This is a genomic window from Cyanobium sp. BA5m-21, from assembly GCF_024346235.1.
In the GTDB taxonomy this organism is placed as follows: Bacteria; Cyanobacteriota; Cyanobacteriia; order PCC-6307; family Cyanobiaceae; genus Cyanobium_A; species Cyanobium_A usitatum.
Map to the genome: position 1 here is coordinate 24,839 of NZ_JAGQCO010000004.1, position 22,666 is coordinate 47,504.

Annotated in this window: 22 protein-coding genes, 1 tRNA gene, 1 other RNA gene, 1 pseudogene and 1 riboswitch; of the genes and pseudogenes, 14 read left to right on the forward strand and 11 right to left on the reverse strand. The window is 64.1% G+C overall.

Annotated elements, in window-relative coordinates:
* The first annotated feature begins 13 nt into the window (after nucleotides 1-13).
* From KBY72_RS02115 to katG, 6 genes are all read left to right on the forward strand, one after another.
* Nucleotides 14-772, forward strand: a complete 759-nt coding sequence (locus KBY72_RS02115) for a tetratricopeptide repeat protein (protein ID WP_254961032.1) — start codon at nucleotides 14-16, stop codon at nucleotides 770-772.
* Between the two features lie 14 nt (nucleotides 773-786).
* A complete protein-coding gene (locus KBY72_RS02120) occupies nucleotides 787-2,019 on the forward strand; it encodes an amidohydrolase (RefSeq protein ID WP_254961033.1) in 1,233 nt (410 codons plus the stop codon).
* A complete protein-coding gene (locus tag KBY72_RS02125; protein WP_254961034.1) occupies nucleotides 2,016-2,234 on the forward strand; it encodes a DUF3188 domain-containing protein in 219 nt (72 codons plus the stop codon). Before KBY72_RS02120 ends, KBY72_RS02125 begins: the two co-directional genes overlap by 4 nt.
* Nucleotides 2,231-2,821, forward strand: coding sequence for a HEAT repeat domain-containing protein (locus KBY72_RS02130; RefSeq protein WP_254961035.1), 591 nt, complete (start codon nucleotides 2,231-2,233; stop codon nucleotides 2,819-2,821). The genes KBY72_RS02125 and KBY72_RS02130 overlap by 4 nt, the downstream gene beginning before the upstream one ends.
* Before the next feature lie 5 nt (nucleotides 2,822-2,826).
* Nucleotides 2,827-2,945, forward strand: a riboswitch (TPP riboswitch).
* A gap of 42 nt (nucleotides 2,946-2,987) precedes the next feature.
* Nucleotides 2,988-4,370: a phosphomethylpyrimidine synthase ThiC gene (thiC, locus tag KBY72_RS02135; protein WP_254961036.1), complete on the forward strand. Its 1,383-nt coding sequence runs from the start codon at nucleotides 2,988-2,990 to the stop codon at nucleotides 4,368-4,370.
* Between the two features lie 98 nt (nucleotides 4,371-4,468).
* Complete coding sequence (katG, locus tag KBY72_RS02140) at nucleotides 4,469-6,664, forward strand: catalase/peroxidase HPI (protein ID WP_254961038.1); 2,196 nt, start codon at nucleotides 4,469-4,471, stop codon at nucleotides 6,662-6,664.
* Between the two features lie 100 nt (nucleotides 6,665-6,764).
* Here the strand turns inward: katG and tkt are convergent, their stop codons facing one another.
* From tkt to acpP, 3 genes are read right to left on the reverse strand one after another with little or no spacing between them, the layout of a single operon-like run.
* Nucleotides 6,765-8,771 (reverse strand): transketolase, encoded by a 2,007-nt coding sequence (gene tkt / locus KBY72_RS02145; protein ID WP_254961039.1) that lies wholly within the window; start codon nucleotides 8,769-8,771, stop codon nucleotides 6,765-6,767.
* Nucleotides 8,772-8,805: 34 nt separating this feature from the next.
* The gene (fabF, locus tag KBY72_RS02150; protein ID WP_254961041.1) at nucleotides 8,806-10,053 is read right to left on the reverse strand and encodes a beta-ketoacyl-ACP synthase II; all 1,248 of its coding nucleotides are present in this window, start codon (nucleotides 10,051-10,053) and stop codon (nucleotides 8,806-8,808) included.
* 8 nt (nucleotides 10,054-10,061) lie between these two features.
* Nucleotides 10,062-10,304 carry an acyl carrier protein gene (gene acpP / locus KBY72_RS02155; protein WP_106632933.1) on the reverse strand — a complete coding sequence of 81 codons (243 nt, stop codon included), beginning with the start codon at nucleotides 10,302-10,304 and terminating at the stop codon, nucleotides 10,062-10,064.
* 151 nt (nucleotides 10,305-10,455) lie between these two features.
* Between acpP and psaC the strand changes: the two genes are divergently transcribed.
* Entirely contained in the window at nucleotides 10,456-10,701 is a 246-nt protein-coding gene (gene psaC / locus KBY72_RS02160) for a photosystem I iron-sulfur center protein PsaC (protein ID WP_006042515.1), read from the forward strand.
* Nucleotides 10,702-10,783: 82 nt separating this feature from the next.
* The gene (gene glmS / locus KBY72_RS02165) at nucleotides 10,784-12,703 is read left to right on the forward strand and encodes a glutamine--fructose-6-phosphate transaminase (isomerizing) (RefSeq protein ID WP_254961043.1); all 1,920 of its coding nucleotides are present in this window, start codon (nucleotides 10,784-10,786) and stop codon (nucleotides 12,701-12,703) included.
* On the opposite strand, the gene KBY72_RS02170 is transcribed toward glmS, so the two are convergent.
* Together KBY72_RS02170 and rimM are read right to left on the reverse strand one after the other, a co-directional pair.
* Entirely contained in the window at nucleotides 12,690-14,186 is a 1,497-nt protein-coding gene (locus KBY72_RS02170; protein WP_254961045.1) for a mannose-1-phosphate guanylyltransferase/mannose-6-phosphate isomerase, read from the reverse strand. The two genes, glmS and KBY72_RS02170, sit on opposite strands and share 14 nt — an antisense overlap.
* 72 nt (nucleotides 14,187-14,258) lie before the next feature.
* Complete coding sequence (gene rimM / locus KBY72_RS02175; protein ID WP_254961046.1) at nucleotides 14,259-14,831, reverse strand: ribosome maturation factor RimM; 573 nt, start codon at nucleotides 14,829-14,831, stop codon at nucleotides 14,259-14,261.
* A 52-nt stretch (nucleotides 14,832-14,883) separates the two neighbouring features.
* Here rimM and KBY72_RS02180 point away from each other — a divergent pair, with 52 nt between their 5' ends.
* Nucleotides 14,884-15,063 carry an NAD(P)H dehydrogenase subunit NdhS gene (locus tag KBY72_RS02180; protein WP_106632954.1) on the forward strand — a complete coding sequence of 60 codons (180 nt, stop codon included), beginning with the start codon at nucleotides 14,884-14,886 and terminating at the stop codon, nucleotides 15,061-15,063.
* Here KBY72_RS02180 and KBY72_RS02185 read toward each other — a convergent pair.
* Nucleotides 15,041-15,760, reverse strand: a complete 720-nt coding sequence (locus KBY72_RS02185) for a ribonuclease III family protein (RefSeq protein WP_254961048.1) — start codon at nucleotides 15,758-15,760, stop codon at nucleotides 15,041-15,043. The genes KBY72_RS02180 and KBY72_RS02185 overlap by 23 nt on opposite strands.
* An 18-nt stretch (nucleotides 15,761-15,778) precedes the next feature.
* An RNA gene (gene rnpB, locus KBY72_RS02190) (RNase P RNA component class A) lies at nucleotides 15,779-16,189 on the reverse strand.
* A gap of 45 nt (nucleotides 16,190-16,234) precedes the next feature.
* Here rnpB and KBY72_RS02195 point away from each other — a divergent pair.
* The 3 genes from KBY72_RS02195 (at nucleotide 16,235) to KBY72_RS02205 (ending at nucleotide 17,229) form a co-directional block, all read left to right on the forward strand.
* A tRNA-Arg gene (locus KBY72_RS02195) sits at nucleotides 16,235-16,308 on the forward strand.
* 132 nt (nucleotides 16,309-16,440) lie between these two features.
* Nucleotides 16,441-16,713, forward strand: coding sequence for a hypothetical protein (locus KBY72_RS02200; protein ID WP_254961049.1), 273 nt, complete (start codon nucleotides 16,441-16,443; stop codon nucleotides 16,711-16,713).
* Between the two features lie 36 nt (nucleotides 16,714-16,749).
* A complete protein-coding gene (locus KBY72_RS02205) occupies nucleotides 16,750-17,229 on the forward strand; it encodes a hypothetical protein (RefSeq protein ID WP_254961050.1) in 480 nt (159 codons plus the stop codon).
* Here KBY72_RS02205 and KBY72_RS02210 read toward each other — a convergent pair.
* The 3 genes and pseudogenes from KBY72_RS02210 to KBY72_RS14495 all read right to left on the reverse strand — a co-directional run bounded on the left by KBY72_RS02210 (nucleotide 17,226) and on the right by KBY72_RS14495 (nucleotide 20,280).
* The gene (locus tag KBY72_RS02210; RefSeq protein WP_254992997.1) at nucleotides 17,226-19,748 is read right to left on the reverse strand and encodes a glycogen/starch/alpha-glucan phosphorylase; all 2,523 of its coding nucleotides are present in this window, start codon (nucleotides 19,746-19,748) and stop codon (nucleotides 17,226-17,228) included. The two genes, KBY72_RS02205 and KBY72_RS02210, sit on opposite strands and share 4 nt — an antisense overlap.
* Nucleotides 19,745-20,161: pseudogene (locus tag KBY72_RS02215) on the reverse strand (phosphoketolase); the annotation flags it as partial. The gene KBY72_RS02210 and the pseudogene KBY72_RS02215, both read right to left, overlap by 4 nt.
* A complete protein-coding gene (locus KBY72_RS14495; protein WP_396121835.1) occupies nucleotides 20,089-20,280 on the reverse strand; it encodes a hypothetical protein in 192 nt (63 codons plus the stop codon). The gene KBY72_RS14495 and the pseudogene KBY72_RS02215, both read right to left, overlap by 73 nt.
* Nucleotides 20,281-20,486: 206 nt before the next feature.
* On the opposite strand from KBY72_RS14495, the gene KBY72_RS02220 reads away from it, so the two are divergent.
* Nucleotides 20,487-21,842: a cation:proton antiporter gene (locus tag KBY72_RS02220; protein WP_254992998.1), complete on the forward strand. Its 1,356-nt coding sequence runs from the start codon at nucleotides 20,487-20,489 to the stop codon at nucleotides 21,840-21,842.
* On the forward strand, nucleotides 21,823-22,356 hold the full coding sequence (locus KBY72_RS02225) for a methyltransferase family protein (RefSeq protein WP_254961054.1): 534 nt from the start codon (nucleotides 21,823-21,825) through the stop codon (nucleotides 22,354-22,356). The genes KBY72_RS02220 and KBY72_RS02225 overlap by 20 nt, the downstream gene beginning before the upstream one ends.
* On the opposite strand, the gene KBY72_RS02230 is transcribed toward KBY72_RS02225, so the two are convergent.
* Nucleotides 22,316-22,663 (reverse strand): hypothetical protein, encoded by a 348-nt coding sequence (locus KBY72_RS02230; protein WP_409995476.1) that lies wholly within the window; start codon nucleotides 22,661-22,663, stop codon nucleotides 22,316-22,318. The two genes, KBY72_RS02225 and KBY72_RS02230, sit on opposite strands and share 41 nt — an antisense overlap.
* Nucleotides 22,664-22,666: the final 3 nt, after the last annotated feature.

Below are 22,666 nucleotides of genomic sequence, written 5' to 3' on the forward strand. Positions count from 1 at the left end.
CCAGCAGCCAACAATGATTCCTACGTTATTTTCCTTGCTGCTGGGGCTGCAACTGCTGCTGCCCCAGCTGTTTGATCAGGCCCTCAGCGCCAGCCGGCAGGGGCGCTTTGATGAGGCTCTACCCCTCTGGAACCAGGTGCTGGAGCTGGCCCCGGACGATGCGGCGGCCTGGAGCAATCGGGGCAATGTGCAGCTCGCCCTGGGCGATCCCCGCGCCGCCATCGCTGACCAGACCAAGGCGATGCAGCTAGACGGCGAGAGCCCCGATCCCCACCTCAATCGCGGCACAGCCGAGGAGGCTTTGGGCCAGTGGGCTGCCGCCGAAGCCGACTACCGCTGGATCTTGGAGCGCGCTCCGAGCGACGAGGGTGAACCGCGCGCCTCAGCCCTTTACAACCTCGGCAACGTGCAGGGCTCCCTGGGCGACTGGCAGGAAGCGCGCCGTTGCTTTGAAGCCGCTTCCCTTGCTAGGCCAGGCTTTGCCATGGCCCGCTCCAGCTCCGCCCTGGCGGCCTTCCAGTTGGGCGACCGAGCCGAGGCCGAGCGGGAGCTGCGCAACCTGATCCGCCGCTATCCCCTGTTTGCCGATGCTCGAGCTGGTCTCACGGCGCTGCTCTGGCAGAAGGGGGCTCGCGGTGAGGCTGAAAGCAACTGGGCCGCGGCCTCTGGCCTCGATCCCCGCTACCGGCAGCGAGAATGGTTGCTTGCGACGCGGCGTTGGCCCCCCGAGCCGGTGCAAGCCCTGGCGCAATTCCTCGCTTTGGCCCCTTGAACGATGGCCCTCGAATGACGGCAACACCCTGCAGCTTGAGTTGGCAGGCCTTGGGGATTGAGCAGACCCTGGCCGCGGTGCTGCCGGAGCTGATCCAGTTGCGGCGTCATATCCATCGCCATCCCGAGCTCAGTGGCCATGAGCAGCAGACAGCTGCCCTGGTGGCAGGTGAGCTGCGGCGCTGGGGTTGGCAGGTGCGCGAGGGTGTCGGCCGCACCGGCGTGCTGGCGGAGTTGGGGCCAGAGCAGGGGCTTGATGGCTTGCCCGCGCCCCTAGTGGCCCTGCGGGTGGATATGGACGCCCTGCCGGTGGAGGAGCGCACCGGCCTCGACTACGCCTCCACCCAGCAGGGCCTGATGCACGCCTGCGGCCACGACCTGCACACCGCCGTGGGGCTGGGGGTGGCTTACCTGCTGGCGGAGCTTGCCGAGCGCCACCCCGAGCTGCTCACGGCCCGGGTGCGGCTGTTGTTTCAGCCCGCTGAGGAAACGGCCCAGGGGGCGGCCTGGATGAAGGCCGATGGCGCTATGGACGGCGTGGCAGCCCTGTTTGGTGTGCACGTGTTTCCCAGCCTGGCGGCGGGCACGATCGGCGTGCGCAGCGGCAGTCTTACGGCGGCGGCCGGTGAGCTGGAGGTGGAGGTGCTGGGCGAGGGCGGCCACGGCGCCCGGCCCCACCAGAGCACCGACGCCATTTGGATTGCGGCGCGGGTGGTGAGTGGTTTGCAGGAGGCGATCAGCCGCCGCCTTGATGCCCTGCATCCGGTGGTGGTGAGTTTCGGGCGGATCGAGGGCGGTAAGGCCTTCAACGTGATCGCCGACCATGTCCGCCTGCTCGGCACGGTGCGCTGTCTCGACACCGAAGTGCACGCCCAGCTGCCAGGCTGGATCGAAGACACGGTGCAGGCCCTCTGCCGCGGCCATGGCGGTGAGGCCCGAGTGCGCTATCGGCTGATTTCACCGCCTGTGCACAACGACCCTGCCCTAACCGAGCTGGTGGCGGAAGCTGGGGTGGAGTTGCTCGGTCGCCCGCAGGTGCAGTGGCTCGAGCAGCCGTCTTTGGGAGCAGAGGATTTCGCCGAACTGCTCGATGGCACCCGCGGCACCATGTTTCGCTTGGGGGTGGCGGGGCCTCAGGGCTGCATGCCTTTGCACAGCAACAGCTTCGCTCCGGACGAAGCGGCCCTGCCGGTGGGCATTGGCGTGCTCACCTTGAGCCTGTTGCGCTGGATGGAGCGGCGCCCGTGAGGCAAAGGCCCTGGCTGCGGGGGTTGCTGGCCCTCTCCTCGCCCCTTTTGATCCTGCTGGCATTGCTTGTGCTGCTGCAGCGCCGCGGCGTCGATCGGATCCCAGCTCTGCCGGCCCTACTGATCGGCACCGGCCTGCTTGTTACCAGTGCCGTGGGGTGGCGGCGGCGACGGCGTGAGCTGCTGGCGGCCCTGCGCCACGATGGGGATGTATGACCAATCCCTCCCCCGATCTTGCGGCCCTGCGAGAGGCCATCCTTTGCGGAGACCCCAGCCGGGCCATGCCCGCCCTAGTGGGTTTGCGGGAGGTGGCGGTGGAGCAGGCCGTGCCCTTACTGCTGCTCGGGCTGGAGCAGAGCATGTTCATGGTGCGCTCGCTCAGCTGCGCCGGCCTTGGGGTGAAGCAAAACGAGGCCGGCTGGCAGGCGCTGGTGGCCGCGATGCAGGGCGATGAGGACGCCAATGTGCGGGCGGAAGCGGCTAACTCCCTGGTGAGCCACAGCCTTGAGCGGGCCTGGCCCCTGCTGCGTGATGGGTTTGCAGCCGATCAGCAGTGGCTGGTGCGCTGCAGCATCCTTTCGGCTCTTGCTGAGCAGCCAGCCATTGATCCGGCCTGGTTGCTGGAGCTGGCGTCGATGGCGATCACAGACGCTGATGGCACGGTGCGGGTGGGCGGCGCCGAAATCCTGGCCCGCTTGGTGCGGGAGCAGGGCGCTGCCGAGGCCCGGGTCCTGTTGCAGCAGCTTCAGGCCGACCCCGACCACCGGGTGGTGGCCGCGGCGCTCAATGGTCTGCAGAGCTAGGTTGGATAGGTCACTAGGGGTGCCCCGCTGCCAGCCTTAATCAGTTGTGCAGCTTCGGGCTGAGATCACACCCTCCGAACCTGATCCGGGTCATGCCGGCGCAGGGAAGTGGAATTGGATTGTGAAACCACTCTCAGGCTGCGCCCCGCCCTATCTGCAGCCTCAAATGCGTAGCGCCTGGATTGAGAAGCGTCGCGGTACCGCGAACTATTCCCAGATGTATTACGCCCGCCAGGGCGTAGTGACTGAAGAGATGGCCTATGTGGCCAAGCGGGAAAACCTGCCCGAATCGTTGGTGATGGAGGAGGTGGCTCGGGGCCGCATGATCATCCCGGCCAACATCAACCACCCCAATTTGGAGCCGATGGCGATCGGCATCGCCAGCCGCTGCAAGGTGAACGCCAACATCGGCGCCTCCCCCAATGCTTCCGATCTCGATGAGGAGGTGGCCAAGCTGCGCCTAGCGGTGAAGTATGGCGCCGACACGGTGATGGATCTTTCCACCGGCGGCGTCAATCTCGATGAGGTGCGCACGGCGATCATCAATGCCTCTCCGGTGCCGATCGGCACGGTGCCCGTATATCAGGCGCTCGAGAGCGTGCACGGCTCCATCGAGAAGCTCGACGCCGACGACTTCCTGCACATCATCGAGAAGCACTGCCAGCAGGGCGTTGACTACCAAACGATTCATGCCGGCCTGCTGATTGAGCACCTGCCGCTAGTGAAGGGTCGCCTCACCGGCATCGTCAGCCGCGGTGGCGGGATCTTGGCCCAGTGGATGCTTTATCACCACAAGCAGAATCCGCTGTTCACCCATTTCGATGACATCATCGAGATCTTCAAGCGCTACGACTGCAGCTTCTCCTTGGGCGATTCGCTGCGGCCGGGTTGCCAGCATGACGCCTCCGACGCCGCCCAGCTGGCGGAGCTGAAAACCCTTGGCCAGCTCACCCGCCGCGCCTGGGAGCACGACATCCAGGTGATGGTGGAGGGTCCGGGCCATGTGCCGATGGATCAGATCGAATTCAACGTTAAAAAGCAGATGGAGGAGTGCAGTGAGGCGCCTTTCTACGTGCTGGGCCCCTTGGTCACCGACATCGCCCCCGGCTACGACCACATCACCAGCGCCATTGGCGCGGCGATGGCTGGTTGGTATGGCACGGCCATGCTCTGCTATGTGACGCCGAAGGAGCACCTGGGCCTGCCTAATGCCGAGGATGTGCGCGAGGGCCTGATTGCTTACAAGATCGCTGCCCACGCCGCCGACATCGCCCGTCACCGCCCCGGCGCCCGCGATCGCGACGACGAACTCAGCCGGGCTCGCTATGCCTTCGATTGGAATAAGCAGTTTGATCTCTCGCTGGATCCTGAGCGGGCTCGTGAGTATCACGACGAAACCCTGCCCGCCGATATCTACAAGCAGGCCGAGTTTTGCTCGATGTGCGGCCCCAAGCACTGCCCAATGCAAACCAAGATCACCGATGAGGATCTTGCTGGGCTGGAGCAGGTGCTGGCGGAGCAGAAAGCAGGGGTCGCCGCAGCCGTCTGAGCCAGGCGGGCTACCTCCGCTAAGGACTGTGACCCTCGCTGGTTGCCCCTGATCGCCCTGACTACGGTTCAGACAGTGCGATCAGGTAAGCAAGCGCCATGACCGAACTCGGCAAGTGCCCCTTCAACCATGGCGGAACTGCGGTGGCGGGCCACGGCCCCGCGCCGCGCGACTGGTGGCCCCAGCAGCTCAGCCTGGGGATCCTGCACCAGCACAGCCCGGTCGCCAATCCGTTGGGGGAGGCTTTTCACTACGCCGAGGCCTTCCAGGAGCTCGATTACCCGGCCCTCAAGGGCGAACTGATCGCCCTGATGACCGACTCCCAAGACTGGTGGCCCGCCGACTGGGGCCACTACGGCGGGCTGTTCATTCGCATGGCCTGGCACAGCGCCGGCACCTACCGCACTGCCGATGGCCGCGGTGGTGGTGGCACCGGCAACCAACGCTTCGCGCCGATCAACAGCTGGCCCGACAACGGCAACCTCGACAAGGCCCGACGGCTGCTCTGGCCGATCAAGCAGAAATACGGCAACCAGATCTCCTGGGCCGACCTGATGATCCTGGCCGGCAACTGTGCCCTCGAATCGATGGGGCTGCGCACCTTCGGCTTCGGCGGCGGCCGCGCCGACATCTGGCAGCCGGAGGAAGACATCTACTGGGGCAACGAAAAGACCTGGCTCGGCGATGAGCGCTATAACGACGATCGCCAGCTGGAAAACCCACTGGCCGCTGTGCAGATGGGGTTGATCTACGTGAACCCAGAGGGCCCCAATGGCGTGCCCGATCCGGTGGCGTCGGGGCGCGACGTGCGAGAGACCTTCGCGCGCATGGCGATGAACGACGAGGAGACCGTGGCGCTCACCGCCGGCGGCCACACCTTCGGCAAGGCCCACGGCGCCGGCAGTGAAGAGCTGGTGGGCCCCGCTCCCGAAGGGGCGCCACTGGAGGAGATGGGGCTGGGTTGGCGCAACCGTCACGGAAGTGGCAAAGGAGCCGATGCCACCACCAGCGGTATCGAGGGCGCCTGGAAACCCAACCCCACCCGCTGGGACATGGGCTATTTCGACATGCTGTTTGGTTATGAGTGGGAGCTGATCAAGAGTCCCGCCGGTGCTTGGCAGTGGCAGGCCAAAGACTGCCGCGAGGAGCACCTGATCCCCGACGCCCATATCCCCGGGCTCAACCACCCGCCGATGATGACCACGGCGGATCTGTCGCTGCGCTTCGATCCGATCTACGAGCCGATCTCGCGCCACTTCCACCAGCACCCGGAGGCCTTCGTCGATGCCTTCGCCCGCGCCTGGTTCAAGCTCACCCATCGCGACATGGGGCCCAAAAGCCTCTACCTCGGCCCCGAGGTGCCCGCCGAAGACCTGATCTGGCAAGACCCGATCCCGGCGCTGGATCACCCCCTGGTGGATGGGGCCGCCATCGCCGATCTCAAGGCGCGCGTACGGGCCTCCGGGCTGAGCGTGGCTGAGCTGGTGAGCACCGCCTGGGCCTCGGCTTCCAGCTTCCGCGGATCAGATAAGCGCGGCGGCGCCAACGGCGCCCGGGTGCGCCTGGCCCCGCAAAAAGACTGGGCCGTCAACCAACCCGAGCAGCTGCAGCGTGTGGTGGCCGTGCTCGAGGGCATCCAGCAGGCCTTCAACGCCTCCCGCACAGATGGCGTGAGCGTCTCACTGGCTGATCTGATCGTGCTAGGCGGTTGTGTGGGGGTGGAGCAGGCCGCCGCCGCCGTTGCTCAGCCGGTGGAGGTGCCTTTCACTCCGGGCCGGATGGATGCCAGCCAAGAGCAAACGGATGCAGCCTCGTTTGCGGTGATGGAGCCCGAGTCCGATGGCTTCCGCAACTGGCAGAGGGGGCCGATGAGCGTGACGGCCGAGCACCTGCTGCTGGACCGTGCCCAGCTGCTCGGTCTAAGTGCACCCGAAATGACCGTGCTTGTGGGCGGCCTGCGGGTGCTGGGCGCCAACAGCGGTGGCGTGCCCCATGGGGTGTTCAGCGAGCGGCCGGGGGAGCTGAGCAACGACTTCTTCGTCAACCTGCTCGACATGGCCACCACCTGGAGCCCCACCGATGAGAGCGGCGAGCTGTTTGAGGGCCGCGATCGCCGCAGCGGTGAGCTGCGCTGGAGCGGTACCCGGGTGGATCTGGTGTTCGGCTCCAACTCCCAGCTGCGGGCGATCGCCGAGGTGTATGCCCAGAGCGATGGCGCCGTGCGCTTCGTGGGCGATTTCGTGGCCGCCTGGGTGAAGGTGATGGGGGCCGATCGCTTCGACCTCAAGGCTTGATCGGTAGCTGCACCCCAGCAGCACTCCTGCCCAGCTTTCATCAAAAAAGCCCCGCCAAATTGGCGGGGCTCCTGGCTAAGTAGGGCTCAGCCGTTAGGAATCAGCCCAGCGCTTTGGCAGTTGCCACCACGTTGTCGACGGTGAAGCCAAACTTCTCAAGGCAGACCGGGCCAGGTGCCGAAGCGCCGAAGCGGTCGATAGAGATGCAGGCGCCATCGAAGCCGGTGTATTTGTGCCAGCCGAAGGAGCTGGAGGCTTCCACCACAACGCGCTTGCGCACGGCGGCGGGCAGCACGCTTTCGCGGTAGGCGGCATCCTGCTCTTCGAACAGCTCAATGCAGGGCATCGAAACTACGCGGACGTTCTTACCTTCGGCGCGCAGCTGGGCTGCGGCTTTGGTGCAGAGCTCCAGCTCGGTGCCGGTGCCGATCAGGATTAGTTCCGGGGTGCCATTGCTGTCCTCCAAGATGTAGCCACCTTTGGCTACATGGGCCGCAGCCGAACCGGGCTGGTTGGCCATGGCTTGGCGGCTGAGGGCCAGCACGGTGGGGCGCTTGCGGTTGGTGACAGCCACTTGATAAGCACCCATGGTCTCGTTGCCATCGCCGGGGCGCATCACCAGCAGGTTGGGGATGGCGCGCAGGTTGGCGAGGGTTTCCACCGGCTGGTGGGTGGGGCCGTCTTCGCCCAGACCGATCGAGTCGTGGGTGAGCACGTAGATCACGCCCAGCTCGCTCAAGGCCGAAAGGCGCATGGCGCCGATCATGTAGCCGGCGAAAACCAGGAAGGTGCCGCCGTAGGGGATCAGGCCGCTGCCGTGGTAAGCGATGCCATTCATGATCGCCGCCATGGCGTGCTCGCGCACGCCGAAGTGCAGGTAGCGGTTGGCTTCGGCACCCTTCTGGAAGCTCGCCTCGCCTTTGATATCGGTGAGGTTGGAGTGGGTGAGGTCGGCCGAGCCGCCGATTAGCTCGGGCAGGTTGGGGCCGAAGGCGTTAAGGGCGTTGTAGGAGTGCATGCGGGTGGCCAAGCCCTTGTCTTCTGGGCTGAAGCTCGGCAGGGAAGCGTCCCAACCCTGGGGCAGCTCGCCGCGAAGCTGGCGCTCGAATTCAGCCGCTTCAGCGGGGTACTGGCTGCGATAGGTGGCCAGGCTGGCGTTCCAGGTGGCTTCAAGTGCTTCACCGCGGCTGATCGCTTGGCGCCAGTGGTCGTAGGCATCCTGGGGAACCTCAAATTCGCCGTAGCTCCAGTCGAGGGCTTTGCGAGTGAGCTCTGCCTCGTCGGCGCCTAGGGCTGCGCCGTGAACTCCAGCGGTATTGGCCTTGTTTGGCGAGCCGTAGCCGATCGTGGTGGTCACCTTGATCAAGCTGGGCTTGTCGGTGACGGCCTTGGCTGCCTCGATGGCTTGGGCAATGGCGGCCACATCGGTGTTGCCATCCTTGACGTGGATGGTGTGCCAGCCATAGGCCTCGTAGCGCTTCAGCACGTCCTCGGTGAAGGAGACCGAGGTGTTGCCGTCGATGGTGATGTGGTTGTCGTCGTAGAGGGCAATCAGCTTGCCCAAGCCCAGGTGGCCGGCCAGGGAGGCGGCTTCACCGCTCACGCCTTCCTGGTTGCAGCCGTCGCCCATGATCACGTAGGTGTAGTGATCAACCAGGTCGCAACCTGGCTTGTTGAACTTGGCAGCCTGGTGCGCTTCGGCGATAGCCAGTCCCACGGCGTTGGAGATGCCCTGGCCTAGGGGTCCGGTGGTGACCTCAACGCCGGGGGTTTCGAAGGTTTCAGGGTGACCAGGGGTGCGGCTGCCCCACTGGCGGAACTGCTTGATGTCTTCGATGGTCACCGAGTCGTAGCCGGTGAGGTGCAGCAGCGCGTAAAGCAACATGCAGCCGTGGCCAGCCGAGAGCACGAAGCGGTCCCGGTTGAACCACTTGGGGTTCTTGGGGTTGTGCTTAAGCACCTTGTCCCACAGGGCGAAGGCCATCGGGGCGCAGCCCATAGGCAGGCCGGGGTGGCCCGAATTGCTCTTATTAATCGCGTCAATCGCTAAGAAGCGGATGCTGTTGACGCAGAGCGATTCGACGGATGTGGAGGGAGCGGCGACCATGGCTAAGGCAGGTGGAGGAGTGGGAGGAGGAGGCTCACGCCATGCGGCGGAACGCCAGGCAGACGTTATGACCGCCAAACCCGAAGGAATTGGAGAGCACCACGTTGAGGGTGTGTTCCCTGGCCTGGTTGGGAACCACATCCAGATCACAGGCCGGATCCGGATTTTGGTAATTGATGGTAGGTGGCACCAGGTTGTGCTCAATAGCCAGCACCGCGGCGACCGCCTCAATGCCGCCGCTGCCTCCAAGGAGGTGGCCGGTCATCGATTTCGTGGAGCTCACGGGTATCTGGTAAGCCCAATCCCCGAGGGCACTCTTGATGGCGGAGGTTTCGTTGCTGTCGTTGGCCTGAGTACTGGTGCCGTGGGCATTGACGTAGTCGACGGCTTCTGGCTCAAGCCGGGCATCCTTGAGGGCAAGTCGCATGGCTTCAGCACCGCCACCCCCTCCCGGGGTAGGTGAGGTGATGTGGTGGGCGTCGCAGGTCATGCCGTAGCCCACCACCTCCGCCAGGATCTGGGCACCGCGAGCCTGGGCGTGCTCCAGGCTCTCGAGCACAATCACCCCGGCGCCTTCGCCGATCACGAAGCCGTTGCGCTCGGCGTCGAAGGGGCGACTGGCCGTGCTGGGATCGTCGTTGCGGAAGGACAGGGCCTTAGCGCTGGCAAATCCCGCCACCCCCAAAGGGGTAATGGCCGATTCAGCGCCACCAGCGACCATCACGTCAGCCAGGCCCAGCTGGATCAGCCGGTAGGCATCACCTATGGCATTGGAGCCGGCGGCGCAGGCGGTGGCCACCGCGCTGCTGGGTCCCTTGGCGCCAAGGGCAATGGCCGTCAGGCCAGTCGCCATATTGGGGATCATCATCGGCACGCAGAACGGACTCACCCGATCGGGGCCCCGATCTTTGAGCACGTGGGCCTGGGTTTCCATCATCAGCAGGCCGCCAACGCCGGAGCCAATGGCTGTGCCCACCCGGTGTTGGTTGGACTCATCAATGGTGATGCCCGCATGGGCGACGGCTTGCTTGGCGGCGATTACCCCAAACTGGCAAAAGCGATCCCAGCGCTTGGATTCCTTCGGCTCTAGCCAGCCGGAGGGATCAAAATCTTTTACTTCAGCTGCGAAGCGACAGGCATGCCGACTGGCATCAAAAAGAGTGATACCCGCCACGCCGTTGCGCGCCGTGCTCAGACCTTCCCAGTAGCTGGAGACGTCGTTACCGATCGGTGTGATCGCGCCGAGACCGGTGACGACGACGCGTTGGAGACCCTGCACCATGGGGTGGCTCAGGCCTGCTTGTCCTGGATGAACTTGACGGCATCGCCAACTGTGGTAATGCCTTCGGCAGCTTCGTCAGGGATTTCGATGTCAAAGGCTTCTTCCAGAGCCATTACCAGCTCGACGGTGTCGAGGGAATCGGCACCCAGATCATTCTGAAAGTTTGATTCGGGCTTCACTTCGCCAGCGTCAACGCTGAGCTGCTCGGCAACGATCGAGCGCACTTTCTCGTAGATCGCTTCCTGGGACATGACTGCTTTGAGAGTCGCGTCACTCTACGGGTCACCCCGCTGGGCTCCCCCCGGCGTATGAACAAGGGTGACGGGCTGCGGGCTTCGTTGCTGCGGGTCCGGACCCTGTGGGTACGTTGGGCTCCACGCCGTTTGTTCCCGGCTCAGGCCCATGTCCCACGCCGTCAAGATTTACGACACCTGCATCGGTTGCACCCAATGTGTGCGCGCCTGCCCACTCGACGTGCTCGAGATGGTGCCCTGGGATGGCTGCAAAGCCGGCCAGATTGCATCCTCTCCCCGCACTGAAGATTGCGTCGGTTGTAAGCGCTGTGAAACCGCTTGCCCCACCGACTTCCTCAGCATTCGCGTTTACTTGGGCGATGAAACCAGTCGCTCGATGGGCTTGTCCTACTGAAGATCATTGGCGCTATTGCCAATAAGCTCAAGCCCGGCCCTTCGCCGGGCTTTTTTGTTGCGCTCCTCGCTGGCCCAGGCCTATGTGCGGCATCGTTGCCCTGATTGGATCGCGGGAGGCGGCTCCCCAACTGCTGGAGGGGCTGCGCCAGCTGGAATATCGCGGCTACGACTCCGCCGGTATTGCCACGGTTGACGGGGCGGGGCTCCATTGCCTCAAGGCAGAGGGCAAGCTTGTAAATCTCACGACCCGCTTTGAGGCCCAGGGAGCTCCGGGGCAGTGCGGCATTGGCCATACCCGCTGGGCTACCCACGGCAAGCCGGAGGAGCGCAACGCCCACCCCCACCTAGATGGCTCTGGTCGTTTGGCGGTGGTGCAAAACGGCATCATCGAGAACTACCGCCGCTTGCGGGAGGAGCTGCAGTCGCAAGGGGTGCTGTTCCGCTCCGAGACCGATACGGAGGTAATTCCCCACCTGCTGGCTCGGGAGCTGGAGCGCCGCCGGGCGGCAGGTGAGCAGGCTTCAGCGGCGCTGCTACTGGCTGCTTTGCAGTCGGTGTTGCCGTTGCTGCAGGGGGCCTATGCCCTGGCGGTGGTGTGGGCAGAGGCCCCTGGCGCCCTAGTGGTGGCCCGTAAGGCTGCGCCCCTGCTGATCGGCCTTGGGGAGGGGGAGTTTCTTTGCGCCAGCGACACCCCGGCCCTGGCGGGCTTCACCCGCACGATTTTGCCGATGGAAGACGGCGAGGTGGCCCTGCTCACCCCGCTTGGCATCGAGCTTTATGACGCTGCGGGCCAGCGGGTTCAGCGCAGCCCCAGCCTGCTTAGCGGCACCGAGCACGTGGCGGATAAGCGCAGCTTCCGCCATTTCATGCTCAAGGAGATCCACGAGCAGCCTGAAACGGCCGCCCTTTGGGTGGCTCGGCACCTGCCAGAGGTTGTGGCAGGGGAAGCGACTCCATTGGTGGCACTACCTCTGGCGGCTGAGGTGTTTGAGGGTGTGGAGCGGATCCAGATCCTGGCCTGCGGCACCAGCCGCCACGCCGCCCAGGTGGGCGCCTATCTGCTGGAGCAGCTGGCAGGTATCCCCACAAGCGTTTTTTATGCCAGTGAATTTCGTTATGCGCCGCCGCCGCTGAGCCCCCACACGCTCACGATCGGCGTGACCCAGTCGGGGGAAACCGCCGACACCCTGGCGGCCCTTGCAATGGAGCAGGAGCGTCGCCGGCTGGTGGCCGATCCGGCCTATCGGCCGCGGCTGCTGGGCATCACCAACCGGGCCGAAAGCTCCCTGGCCCGGATGGTGGACCACATCCTTGACATTGGCGCCGGCATTGAGGTGGGCGTTGCGGCCACCAAGACCTTCCTTGGCCAGCTGCTGGCTTTCTACGGGTTGTCCCTGGCATTTGCGGAGCGGCGAGTGGGCCAGCGGCAGGGTGGCGTTAGCTCGGGCCGCAGCCGCGAGGAGCTCAAGGCGCTGGTGGCCCAGTTGCGCCAGTTGCCCCAGCAGCTGGAGGCCCTGGTGGCAGACCACGACCAGCGCTGCGCTTCCCTGGCCCACCGCTTTGAGGGCACTCAGGATGTGATCTTTCTGGGCCGTGGCATCAACTACCCGATTGCCTTGGAGGGTGCGCTCAAGCTCAAGGAGATCAGCTACATCCACGCCGAGGGCTATCCGGCCGGCGAGATGAAGCATGGGCCGATCGCCCTGCTTGATGCCAAGGTGCCTGTGGTGTCAATCGCCATGCCAGGTGCGGTGTTCGACAAGGTGCTCAGCAATGCCCAGGAGGCCAAGGCCCGCGATGCCCAGCTGATCGGTGTGGCACCCGAATGCCCAGACGCTGAGTTGTTTGATGTCTTGCTGCCGGTGCCGGCGGTAGACGAGCTACTCAGCCCGCTGCTAACGGTGATTCCCATGCAGCTGCTCAGCTATCACATCGCCGCCCACCGGGGCCTGGATGTGGACCAACCCCGCAACTTGGCCAAGAGCGTCACTGTGGAGTGAGGGTCGGAGTGAGGGTTGGAGCTGGGCTGGCGTCGCTGCGTCCGTAGCGATCTTCAAAGCGGACTATGTCGTCTTCGCCTAGGTAGGGGCCGCTCTGCACCTCGATCAGCTCCACCGGAATCTTGCCCGGGTTGGAGAGGCGGTGGCGGCAACCCAGGGGGATGTAGGTGCTCTGGTTTTCACCTACTAGCTCCAAGTTTCCATCCTTTTCAACCACCGCCGTTCCCTGCACCACGATCCAGTGCTCGGCGCGGTGGTGGTGCATCTGCAGCGACAGGCTGGCACCGGGGTTGACCACGATCCGCTTCACCTGCCAGCGCTCACCCTCGGTGACGCCGTCGTAGGAGCCCCAGGGGCGGTAGATCTTGCGGTGAGCCTTGCTCTCTGGTGCCCCTTCCCTCTCCAGCCGCCCCACTATTGCTTTGACCTCCTGGGCTCGGTCGCGGTGGGCTACCAGCACGACGTCATCGGTTTCCACCACCACCAGATCCTCTACACCGAGCCCCACCACCAGCCGATGCTCGCTGCGTAGATAGCAATTGCTGCTTCCCTCGCTAATCACCCGGCCCCGCAGCACGTTGCCGTCGCTGTCTTGATCGGCGGTTTCCCACAGGGCGCTCCAGCTGCCCACATCACTCCAACCTGCCTCCAGGGGCAACACGGCGCCGCGGTCGGTGCGCTCCATCACCGCCACATCCAGCGCCACGCTGGGGCAGCTGGCAAAGGCCTCCCGCTCCAGCCGCAGAAAGTCGAGATCGGCGCTGTCGTGCTCCAGCGAGGAGCGGCAGGCGCTCACAACCTCAGGTGCCAGCCGCTCCAATTCGGCCAGGATCGCGCTGGCCTTGAACAGGAACATGCCGCTGTTCCAGGTGAAGCGCCCCGTCGCAAGAAATTGCTCCGCGGTGGCCCGATCCGGCTTCTCCACAAACCGGGCGATTGGTACCGGTTCGTTGGCACCGAGCAGCGACTGGGCGGCTTCGATGTAGCCGTAGCCGGTTTCTGGCGCCGTGGGCACGATTCCAAATGTCACCAGCTGGCCGGCTTCAGCTGCTGCCATCCCCGCAGTCACCGTGGCGCGGAAGGTGGCGGCATCACGGATCACGTGGTCTGCCGCCAGCACCAGCAGCAGGGGATCTTCCCCATGGGCGGTGGCCTGCAGCGCTGCTACCGCCACCGCCGGAGCGGTATTGCGGCCGATCGGCTCCAGCAGGATCGCTTGGGGCTCCACGCCGATCTGGCGCAATTGCTCGGCCACGATGAAGCGGTGGTCTTCATTGCAGATCAGCAGAGGGGCTCCTAAACCCGGCAAACCCGCCAGGCGCTGCTGGGTCTGCTGCAGCAGCGTGTCTTCTCCCGTGCCTGCCAGGGGCCAATACTGCTTGGGGTAACTAGCTCTCGACAGCGGCCACAGCCGCGTGCCCGTGCCGCCGCACAGGATCACCGGCACAAGTGCACTGCTTAGGGAGCTAGGGCTAGTTGCCATGGACCGGACTGGGTTGAACCCATTCAAGGTCACCTTTGGCTAACCAGCAAACGGCTGCCTTCTAAGAGTCGCCTAAAGCTCCAGCAGCCCGGGGGGCGGGGTGATGCCGATCCAGCCTTCCTCGAGATGGACTTCTGGCACGATTGCAGTCACGAAGGGGATCAGCAGTCGCCGCGGGCCATCGGGGGTTTCCTGCTCTACCTCCAGCAGGTCGTTGCCAGCGTGGATCAGGTCGCGAACCTTGCCAATGGGCCGTTGATCCTCCAGCAGCCGCACTTCGGTGCCCACCAGGTCGAGCAGGTGAAATTCACCTTTGGCCAGCTTGGGGCGGTCGGCTAGGGGCACCAGCAACTGGTCACCCACCAGGGCTTCGGCCGCTTCCCGGCTGTCGATGGCGGCGAGTCGCACCACAAACAGTTCCTTGCCTGGCAGTTGCCTGCCGCTCAGCAGCTCCACTTGCCGCGGCGCCTCTTCCCGCCGCTGCAACCAGCGCCGGCCTGCCCGGGTGAACCGCTCCGGGAAATCGCTCATGGGCAGCACCCTCAGCTCGCCCTGGAGCCCTTGGGCTGAAACCACTTTGCCGACCACAAGTAGATCGTCGGGGGCAGGAGTGGCGCTCTGGCTGCTGCTGGTTTGATCGGCCATGGCCAGCTACATCCCGCGTCACCCGATAATGGCCCTACGCCTCGCCTAAATCATGGCTGACCTGCCGATCCTGCCGGGCTCCACCGTGGTGGTGCGTGACGGCCGCTCGATTTACAACGGCTATCGGGGCTTCGTGCAACGGATCAGCGGCCAGCAGGCCGCCGTGCTGTTTGAGGGCGGCAACTGGGACAAGCTCGTCACCATGCCGCTCAAGCTCCTGGAGCAGGCTTGATCACAGCGAGGGCGGCCCGGGCTGCCTCCTGTTCGGCGCTGCGCCTTGAAGGCCCCCAGCCGGTATGGCTTGCCTGGCCCGCAATCGCCACGCTGCAATAAAAGCGGCGCGGGTCAGCGTGGACTTGGCTGCGCTCCTGGCAGTCGTAGTGCGGCAGGCCCAGCCCGGCCGCCTGGGTCCACTCCTGCAGGGCCGACTTCCAGTTGTGGCGGTCTGGATCGGCCAGCAATTCGCTGCTGCTGCCCTGCCAGTGGGGAGAGAGCCAGCGGTGCACCGGCTCCAGTCCGCCCTGGCCGGCGCCCCAGGCTTCATAGAGTCCACCTAGCAGGGCTTCACAGCATTCCGCCCGCACCGTGGCTCGTCCGGCCTGATCACCACTGGCCATTGGGCCTAGGTGCAGCACGGATTCGATCTTGCAGTGCTCGCCCAGTTCGGCCAGCCAGCGGTCGCTTACCAATTGGGCTCGCAGGGCAGAGCAGCGCCCCACGCTCAGGTTTGGATAGTGCCGTTGCAGAAACTCCGCTGCGGCTAGGCGCAGCACGGCGTCGCCAAGGAATTCCAGGCGCTCGTGGTTGCGGGCCAGACCCGCTGAGGTGTGGCTGAGAGCCTCCTCTATGGGGGCAAGGTCACGGTCGCCAACCTCCAGGCCCAGGGAGCGCAGGAAGGCAACCAGCTGCTGGTGGCGTTCGGGCCGCATGGGCTGGCGGGAAAAAAGTGGTGAAAGCAGGACGTAAGCCGGGTTCTGTTCTCCCACCAGCGAGCCGGTGGGGGGTGATCATCTGTCTGGGACCGCCGTTGCCGGCGGCCTCGAGCGGCGCACTTGAAACGGGACGGGTGTCATGGCCAACCGTTGTCCCTGGGCCTTGCTCCTAGCTGGGGTTTACCTAGCCAGCACCTCTCGATGCTGCTGGTGCGCTCTTACCGCACCCTTGCACCCTTACCTGTGCGGGGGGCGAGCCCCCTGCCATCGGCGGTGTGTTTCTGTGGCACTGTCCTCACGGTCACCCGCACTGGGCGTTACCCAGCAAGCCTGGCCATTGGGGAGCCCGGACTTTCCTCAACCAAGGGCTCCAGCTTCCTCCGTGGAGGTGCCGCAGCCCTGATCGCGATCACCTCGCCTGCTTTCGCATTCCATAATGCCGACACGGACGTCTTGCGGGATGGCCGGGATGGGGCTGTAGCTCAGCCGGATAGAGCGACGGTTTCCTAAACCGTAGGTCGTGGGTTCGAGTCCCGCCAGCCCCGTTCTTTAAAACCTCAGTCACGCGATGAAGCTTCGCCAAGCCAGCCTTCACGGCTAGGGGTAGCGAGCGCTACAGGTGGTGCCCTACCCATTCGCACCACCGGGGCTAGCGTGGTCCCAGTCGTTTGACCGCGATGACCCAGCTTCACGATCTGCGTCTGCGTCTGCTGGTGCAGCAGGAGAGCGAACGCATCGCCGATAGCCAGCCCGATGAGCTCGACCTTTCGGTGGTTCAAGCCCGCTGCCTTTGCTGGCTGGCCCTGCTAGCTGAGGCTCACGAGGAGCAGGCCACCGATGCTGAGCGCAGTGGTGATACCGAGCAAGCCATGGGCTGGTTTGCCGATTCGATGCGGCTGCGCGACGCAATCAACGTGGTGACCTCGATCGAGATCCCCTTGGCGGCGTGAGTGCCATGATGGTGATTGAGATCCAAAGGGAGTGCGGTGCCAGAAGAGCCCTGCCAATGCCCTGATTGCCAGCGGTTCTATCGGGAACATGACCGATTGATCCGTGAAAACCCCACCCTGCGTCAGCAGCAGGAGCTGAATTGGGCTGCACTGCAATCTTTTCGCACCCTGGCAGGCCGGGTGATGGAAGAGTTGCAAAAGCAGCAGGAGGCAACAGAAGCTGCCGCCAGTCAGGCCAATGCCGCTCCTGGCGGCCAAGGGGCAGGTACAGGGGCTGTTGAGGATGAGGGCGCTGAGCCCGATGCCTTCCAGCAGGCCATGGCGGACCTGGAAAACATCAATGCCCACCTCTTCTCCATTGAGGCGCTGATGGAGCGCATCTTTGACGTGCGGGTGCCCGACGAGGTGGAGCAAAAGTTTCGGGAAGTGGCCGGTGAGCTGGCCCCTGATCCGCTTAATGCCGATCGCCTAAGGCTGAATCGGCTGCTCCACCAAACTCCAGACCTGCCCGGTTAATCGAGCTCGCAGGTGATCGTGACTGGGAAGCTTTCGGCTTTCCAGATCCGCTCGGCGTAGTCGCGGATTGAGCGATCTGAAGAGAAGAAGCCACTGCGGGCTGAATTCAGCAACGACATGCGGTTCCAGCGACCCCTGTCGGCCCAGGCCAGGTCGACCTCGGACTGGGCCCGCAGATAGTCGTTGAAGTCGGCCAGCACGAAGAAGGGATCCCGGCCGGTGAGGTTTTGCAGCAGCGGCCTAAATAGGTCGCCATCCCCATTGCTGAAGTGGCCCTGCTCCACCAGTCGCAGGATCTCGGCCAACTCGGGCATTCCCCCGATCAGCTCCCAGGGGCGATAACCCGACTGGGACAGCTCGGAGATCTCCTCAGCGGTCTTGCCAAACAGGAAGAAGTTCTCGGCACCCACCTGTTCGCGGATTTCCACGTTGGCGCCATCGAGAGTGCCGATGGTCAGCGCCCCATTCATGGCGAACTTCATGTTGCCGGTGCCGGAGGCTTCCTTGCCGGCGGTGGAGATCTGCTCAGAGAGGTCGGAGGCGGGATAAACCCGCTCACCCAGCTTGACGTTGTAATCAGCCAGGAAGATCACCCGCAGCCGGCCCTCCATGTCGGGGTCTGCGTTGATCGTTTCGGCGATGCCGTTGATGAAACGAATAATTAGCTTGGCCATGTAGTAGCCAGGTGCTGCCTTGCCGCCGAAGATCACCGTGCGCGGGGCCATACCCTCAGCCTGACCATTCTTGATGCGCAGGTACTGGGCCACCACCTGCAGGGCGTTTAGGTGTTGGCGCTTGTATTCGTGGATCCGCTTCACCTGCACATCGAACAGGGAGGTGGGATCTACCAGCACACCCGTGTGGCGATGGATGTAACGACTCAGCTGGCCCTTAACGCCCAGCTTGGTGGCCTCCCAGCGCTCAAGGAAGCTGCTGTCGTCGACAAACTGCTCTAGGCGGCGCAGCTCATCGAGGCGGTTAATCCAGCCGGTGCCAATTGATTCGTTAAGCAGGGCTGAGAGCTGGGGATTGGCCAGGGCCACCCAGCGCCGGGGGGTGACGCCGTTGGTGACATTGGTGAATTTCTCGGGCCATAGGGCCGCGAATTCAGGAAACAGTTCGGTTTTGACCAGTTCGCTGTGCAGGGCTGCTACGCCGTTGATGTGGTGGGAAGCAACGGTGGCCAGATTGGCCATACGGACGGCTTTGTCGCCCTCCTCATCGATGATCGAGACCTTGCGCAGGATCTGCTCGTTGCCCGGATATTTCAAACGCACCTGTTGCAAGAAGCGGCGGTTGATTTCGTAGATCAGCTCCAGGTGGCGGGGTAGCAGGGAGCCAAATAGCCCCAAGCCCCACTTCTCGAGGGCTTCCGGCAGCAGGGTGTGATTGGTGTAGGAGAGCGCGCGACTGGTGATGTTCCAGGCAACCTCCCAGTCCAGGTGCTTGTCATCGAGTAGCAGGCGCATCAGCTCCGCTACGGCGATGGCCGGGTGGGTGTCGTTTAGCTGCACCGCCCAGTGATCGGGGAAATCCGTGATCGGGATGCCGCGGGCATCGAGGTTGCGGATCATGTCCTGCAGGGAGCAGCTCACGAAGAAGTGCTGCTGCTTCAGGCGCAGGCGCCGACCCTCATCCGTGCCGTCGTTGGGATAGAGCACCTTGGAGAGGGTCTCGGAGCCCACCTTTTCCTCTACGGCGCCGTAATAGTCTCCGCTGTTGAAGGCATAGAAGTCAAACGATTCGGCGGCATCGGCTCGCCACAACCTCAGCCGGTCGCAGGTGTTAACCCGGTAGCCCAGCACCGGCACGTCGTGGGGAATGCCGATGGCGTGCTCTGCTGGAATCCAGCGCACCCGGTAGGTGCCGTGCTCATCGCGGTAGCTCTCGGTGTGGCCACCGAAGCCCACGAAGCAGGCTTGATCGGGGTGGGGCAGCTCCCAGGGCCAGCCGCTCTTGAGCCACTTATCTGTGATTTCCACCTGCCAGCCATCGCGAATCAGCTGGTCAAAAATGCCGAATTCGTAGCGGATGCCGTAGCCGGTGGCTGGGATTTCCAGTGAGGCCAGCGACTCCAGGAAACAGGCCGCCAGCCGCCCTAGGCCTCCGTTGCCCAAGCCAGGCTCCTCCTCGACATCGAGGATCTCGTTGATGTCGTTGATGCCGAAACGGCGCAAGGCTTCTGCCGCTTCTTGCTGGATGCCCAGCATCAACAGGTTGTTGCCCAATTGGGGCCCGATCAGAAATTCAGCGGAGAGGTAGGCCACCACTCGAGTCGGGGTGGCACTGAGCGCCTCAATGCCAGCCAGGTATCGGGTCATCAGCCGGTCGCGCACCGCGTAGCTGAGGGCCATGTAGAGGTCGTGTCGGCTGGCTGTGGGGGCGAGCTTGCCGAGCGTGTAAAAAAGGTGTTCGGTCATGCCGTCGAACACGTTTTCCGCGGTCAGGCCACTGCGATCTGGGTCGGCGTAGCAGCCCGGGGTGGGCAGACGCAGGTTGCTGGGTTGGAAGTCGCTCATATGAGTGATTCTCCCGCATGGGCCGCTGCAGGCAGTGGGTTCCATCGCCAGTTGGTGACATCCTCCGCATCCATGCCGTGCTCATGGGCGTGGGCCCGGTTGGCCAAGATCGCCTCCTTCATGCGCTCTTTGACGTGGGCAGCGCGGGAGCCCAGGCCCGCAACCCGGTCGATCACATCAATAACCAAGTTGAAGCGGTCGATCTGATTGTTCATCGCCAGCTCCAGAGGGGTGTTGATGTTGCCTTTCTCCTTGTATCCGCGCACGTGGAAGTTGACGTGGTTGGTGCGGTGGTAGGTGAGTCGGTGGCTTAGCCACGGGTAGCCGTGAAAATTGAAGATCACCGGTCGATTCGTGGTGAATAGGCTGTTGAAGTCCCGATCGCTGAGGCCGTGGGGGTGTTCGCCCGGTTGGCATGGGCCCAGATAAAAGATTGACCCGGGCTCGAGCCCCAATGCCCCAGCAGCCGACTCTTGATATGGGCAGGTTGCAGCGGTTCGCGCAGCAGGGGGTTGTCCTGCAGGTAGATCATCCCCACCGCTAATTAGTTGGCGGCCCGCCACCAGGCATCAAGACGCTGCAGTTGCTCTGCCATTACCCGCGTCATCTACTCGATATTCAGACCGTAGCCACGGTTGCCAAACCCCAACCCCACGGCCTGATAGTGATCAGGGTCCAAACACCGTGGCGCGGGCGGCTTTATGGTCGCGCCTCCCACTACCGCGAACTCACCTATCCATGGTTCTGCCAGCGCTTTTGCTTGAAATCGGCAGTCACCAAGCCGAAGTTGCTGAAACCCTGATTTCGGTAGGGGAGTTTCTAGTGATCTTCGTGGCGGCCAGGCTGCTGGCGGAGCTGATGGTGCGAGTGCAGTTGCCCACGATCCTGGGGGAGCTGGTAGCTGGCGTTCTGATTGGCGTTTCCGGCCTGCATCTGATCGTGCCGCCCGAAACCCAGGTCCAACTCAGCAGTTGGGGCTTGGGCTTGCTCAGCTCTCTGGCCGACCTCTCACCGGAAATGGTTCAGGAGATCTACGCCGAGACCTTCCCGAATCTGCAGGCGGTCTCCCAGATCGGCCTGTTTGCTCTGTTGTTTCTCACCGGACTGGAAAGCGAGCTTGATGAGCTGGTAGCGGTGGGTGCCCAGGCCACCACCGTTGCCGTAACCGGGGTGGTGCTTCCCTTTGCCCTAGGTACTGCGGGCCTGTATTACATCTTCCATGTGCCCCTGATTCCTGCGATCTTCGCCGGTGCGGCGATGACGGCCACCAGCATCGGCATCACCGCCAGTGTGTTTGGTGAGTTGAAGTTTCTGCGCACGCGCGAGGGTCAGACGGTGATCGGCGCGGCCGTACTCGATGACATTCTTGGCATCGTCATTTTGGCTGTGGTGGTGAGCCTGGCTGGCGGCGAGGGCTTCAGCCTTGGCCCGATCCTGAAGTTGGTTGCGGCGGCAGCGGTGTTTGTCGCGGCAGCCCTGTTCCTGAGCCGCACTGCTGCTCCTGGGTTCGACTGGCTGCTCGATCAGCTCAAGGCCCCTGGCGAAGTGGTGGTGGCGGCTTTCGTGGTGTTGTCGCTCTGCTGTTTTGTGGCCCAGGCGATCGGCCTGGAAGCGGCTCTTGGGGCTTTCGCTGCAGGCTTGATTCTCAGCTCTTCTAAGCACACCCATGCGATCCAGGAAACCGTTAAGCCCCTAGTTGCCCTGTTTGCCACGATCTTCTTTGTGCTGATCGGCACCGGCATGGATCTGTCGGTGCTCAATCCCCTGAACCCTGAAAACCGGGAGGGATTGATTGTGGCGGCCTTCCTGCTCACCGTGGCGATTGCCGGCAAGGTGGCAACCGGCTGGAGCTACATCAGCAAGGAGAAAACCAACCGGTTGGTGGTTGGTTTAGGGATGATGCCCCGCGGCGAGGTGGGCTTGATTTTTCTTGGCCTGGGTACCCAGGCTGGGTTGCTGACAAAGCCGTTGGAGGCCGCAATCTTGCTGATGGTGATCGGCACCACCTTCCTGGCGCCGATCCTGCTCAGACTGGTGCTGGGTGGCAGCGCTGGAGGTCCGGATCTTGATCCACTTGCCGAAATTCCAACTTGAGCGCTGGGGCCTGAGTTGGGGGGGCTGGCTAGACAATCGCCACGGTGAGTGGTGGCTGCTCGCCCAGCTGGCTCTGATTGCCGCCCACCTGCTGCCGCCCTGGCCTGCCCCCGGTGCCTGGGGTTATGCCTGGCCCCTGCCGCTGGCCTTAGCCGGTGCCATTTTGCTGCTGCTGGGTCTGGTGTTGGCAGTCCAGGCGTTCTGGGGGCTGGGTTCCAGCCTTACGCCCCTGCCTGATCCGATTCCTGGCGCCCCGTTGGTGACAAGCGGGGCCTACGGCCGTTGCCGTCACCCCCTCTATCAAGCGGTGCTGCTTTGTTCCCTGGGGGTGAGTTTGGCCCTGGGCAGCCTGCTGCATCTGGCCTTGCTGCTCGCCCTGGTGGCCGTGCTGGGCGGTAAGGCGCGCCGCGAGGAGCGGGCCCTTGAGCTTGCCTATCCCGATTACGCCATCTACCGGGCCCGCACACCAGCAATCATTCCCCGTCTTCCCTGGCTCGACTGGCGAGCGCTGTGAACAGCCCCCAGCCTGCGGCGATCAGGCCGAGGCTGCTGGCCCAGTCGGGGCCTAGGGCCCAGCTCAGGCTCAGGTCGGCCAGCACCCCGATGGTCAGGGCCAGCAGCAAGCTGCTAATCACCAGCATCACCTGCTGGACAGGGCTCGGCAGGGAGCCCGCGGCCAGGGCTTCCTCCATGCGCCCCAGGGGGCCGCTCAAGGGGAGGTAAAGGGCCAGGGCCCACAGGGCGATCCCCGGCAGGAAGGGGCTCCAGTCAGGGCTGGTGAGGGGCAATGGCGCGCCGCAGATCTCCCTAGCATCGACCACCCT

Bases quoted from the DNA above. Each gene is read 5' to 3' on its own strand.
- KBY72_RS02115 (WP_254961032.1), top strand. From the start codon at position 14: ATGATTCCTACGTTATTTTCCTTGCTGCTGGGGCTGCAACTGCTGCTG.
- KBY72_RS02120 (WP_254961033.1), top strand. From the start codon at position 787: ATGACGGCAACACCCTGCAGCTTGAGTTGGCAGGCCTTGGGGATTGAG.
- KBY72_RS02130 (WP_254961035.1), top strand. From the start codon at position 2,231: ATGACCAATCCCTCCCCCGATCTTGCGGCCCTGCGAGAGGCCATCCTT.
- thiC (WP_254961036.1), top strand. From the start codon at position 2,988: ATGCGTAGCGCCTGGATTGAGAAGCGTCGCGGTACCGCGAACTATTCC.
- katG (WP_254961038.1), top strand. From the start codon at position 4,469: ATGACCGAACTCGGCAAGTGCCCCTTCAACCATGGCGGAACTGCGGTG.
- tkt (WP_254961039.1), bottom strand. From the start codon at position 8,771: ATGGTCGCCGCTCCCTCCACATCCGTCGAATCGCTCTGCGTCAACAGC.
- fabF (WP_254961041.1), bottom strand. From the start codon at position 10,053: ATGGTGCAGGGTCTCCAACGCGTCGTCGTCACCGGTCTCGGCGCGATC.
- acpP (WP_106632933.1), bottom strand. From the start codon at position 10,304: ATGTCCCAGGAAGCGATCTACGAGAAAGTGCGCTCGATCGTTGCCGAG.
- psaC (WP_006042515.1), top strand. From the start codon at position 10,456: ATGTCCCACGCCGTCAAGATTTACGACACCTGCATCGGTTGCACCCAA.
- glmS (WP_254961043.1), top strand. From the start codon at position 10,784: ATGTGCGGCATCGTTGCCCTGATTGGATCGCGGGAGGCGGCTCCCCAA.
- KBY72_RS02170 (WP_254961045.1), bottom strand. From the start codon at position 14,186: ATGGCAACTAGCCCTAGCTCCCTAAGCAGTGCACTTGTGCCGGTGATC.
- rimM (WP_254961046.1), bottom strand. From the start codon at position 14,831: ATGGCCGATCAAACCAGCAGCAGCCAGAGCGCCACTCCTGCCCCCGAC.
- KBY72_RS02180 (WP_106632954.1), top strand. From the start codon at position 14,884: ATGGCTGACCTGCCGATCCTGCCGGGCTCCACCGTGGTGGTGCGTGAC.
- KBY72_RS02185 (WP_254961048.1), bottom strand. From the start codon at position 15,760: ATGCGGCCCGAACGCCACCAGCAGCTGGTTGCCTTCCTGCGCTCCCTG.
- KBY72_RS02200 (WP_254961049.1), top strand. From the start codon at position 16,441: ATGACCCAGCTTCACGATCTGCGTCTGCGTCTGCTGGTGCAGCAGGAG.
- KBY72_RS02210 (WP_254992997.1), bottom strand. From the start codon at position 19,748: ATGAGCGACTTCCAACCCAGCAACCTGCGTCTGCCCACCCCGGGCTGC.
- KBY72_RS14495 (WP_396121835.1), bottom strand. From the start codon at position 20,280: ATGATCTACCTGCAGGACAACCCCCTGCTGCGCGAACCGCTGCAACCT.
- KBY72_RS02220 (WP_254992998.1), top strand. From the start codon at position 20,487: ATGGTTCTGCCAGCGCTTTTGCTTGAAATCGGCAGTCACCAAGCCGAA.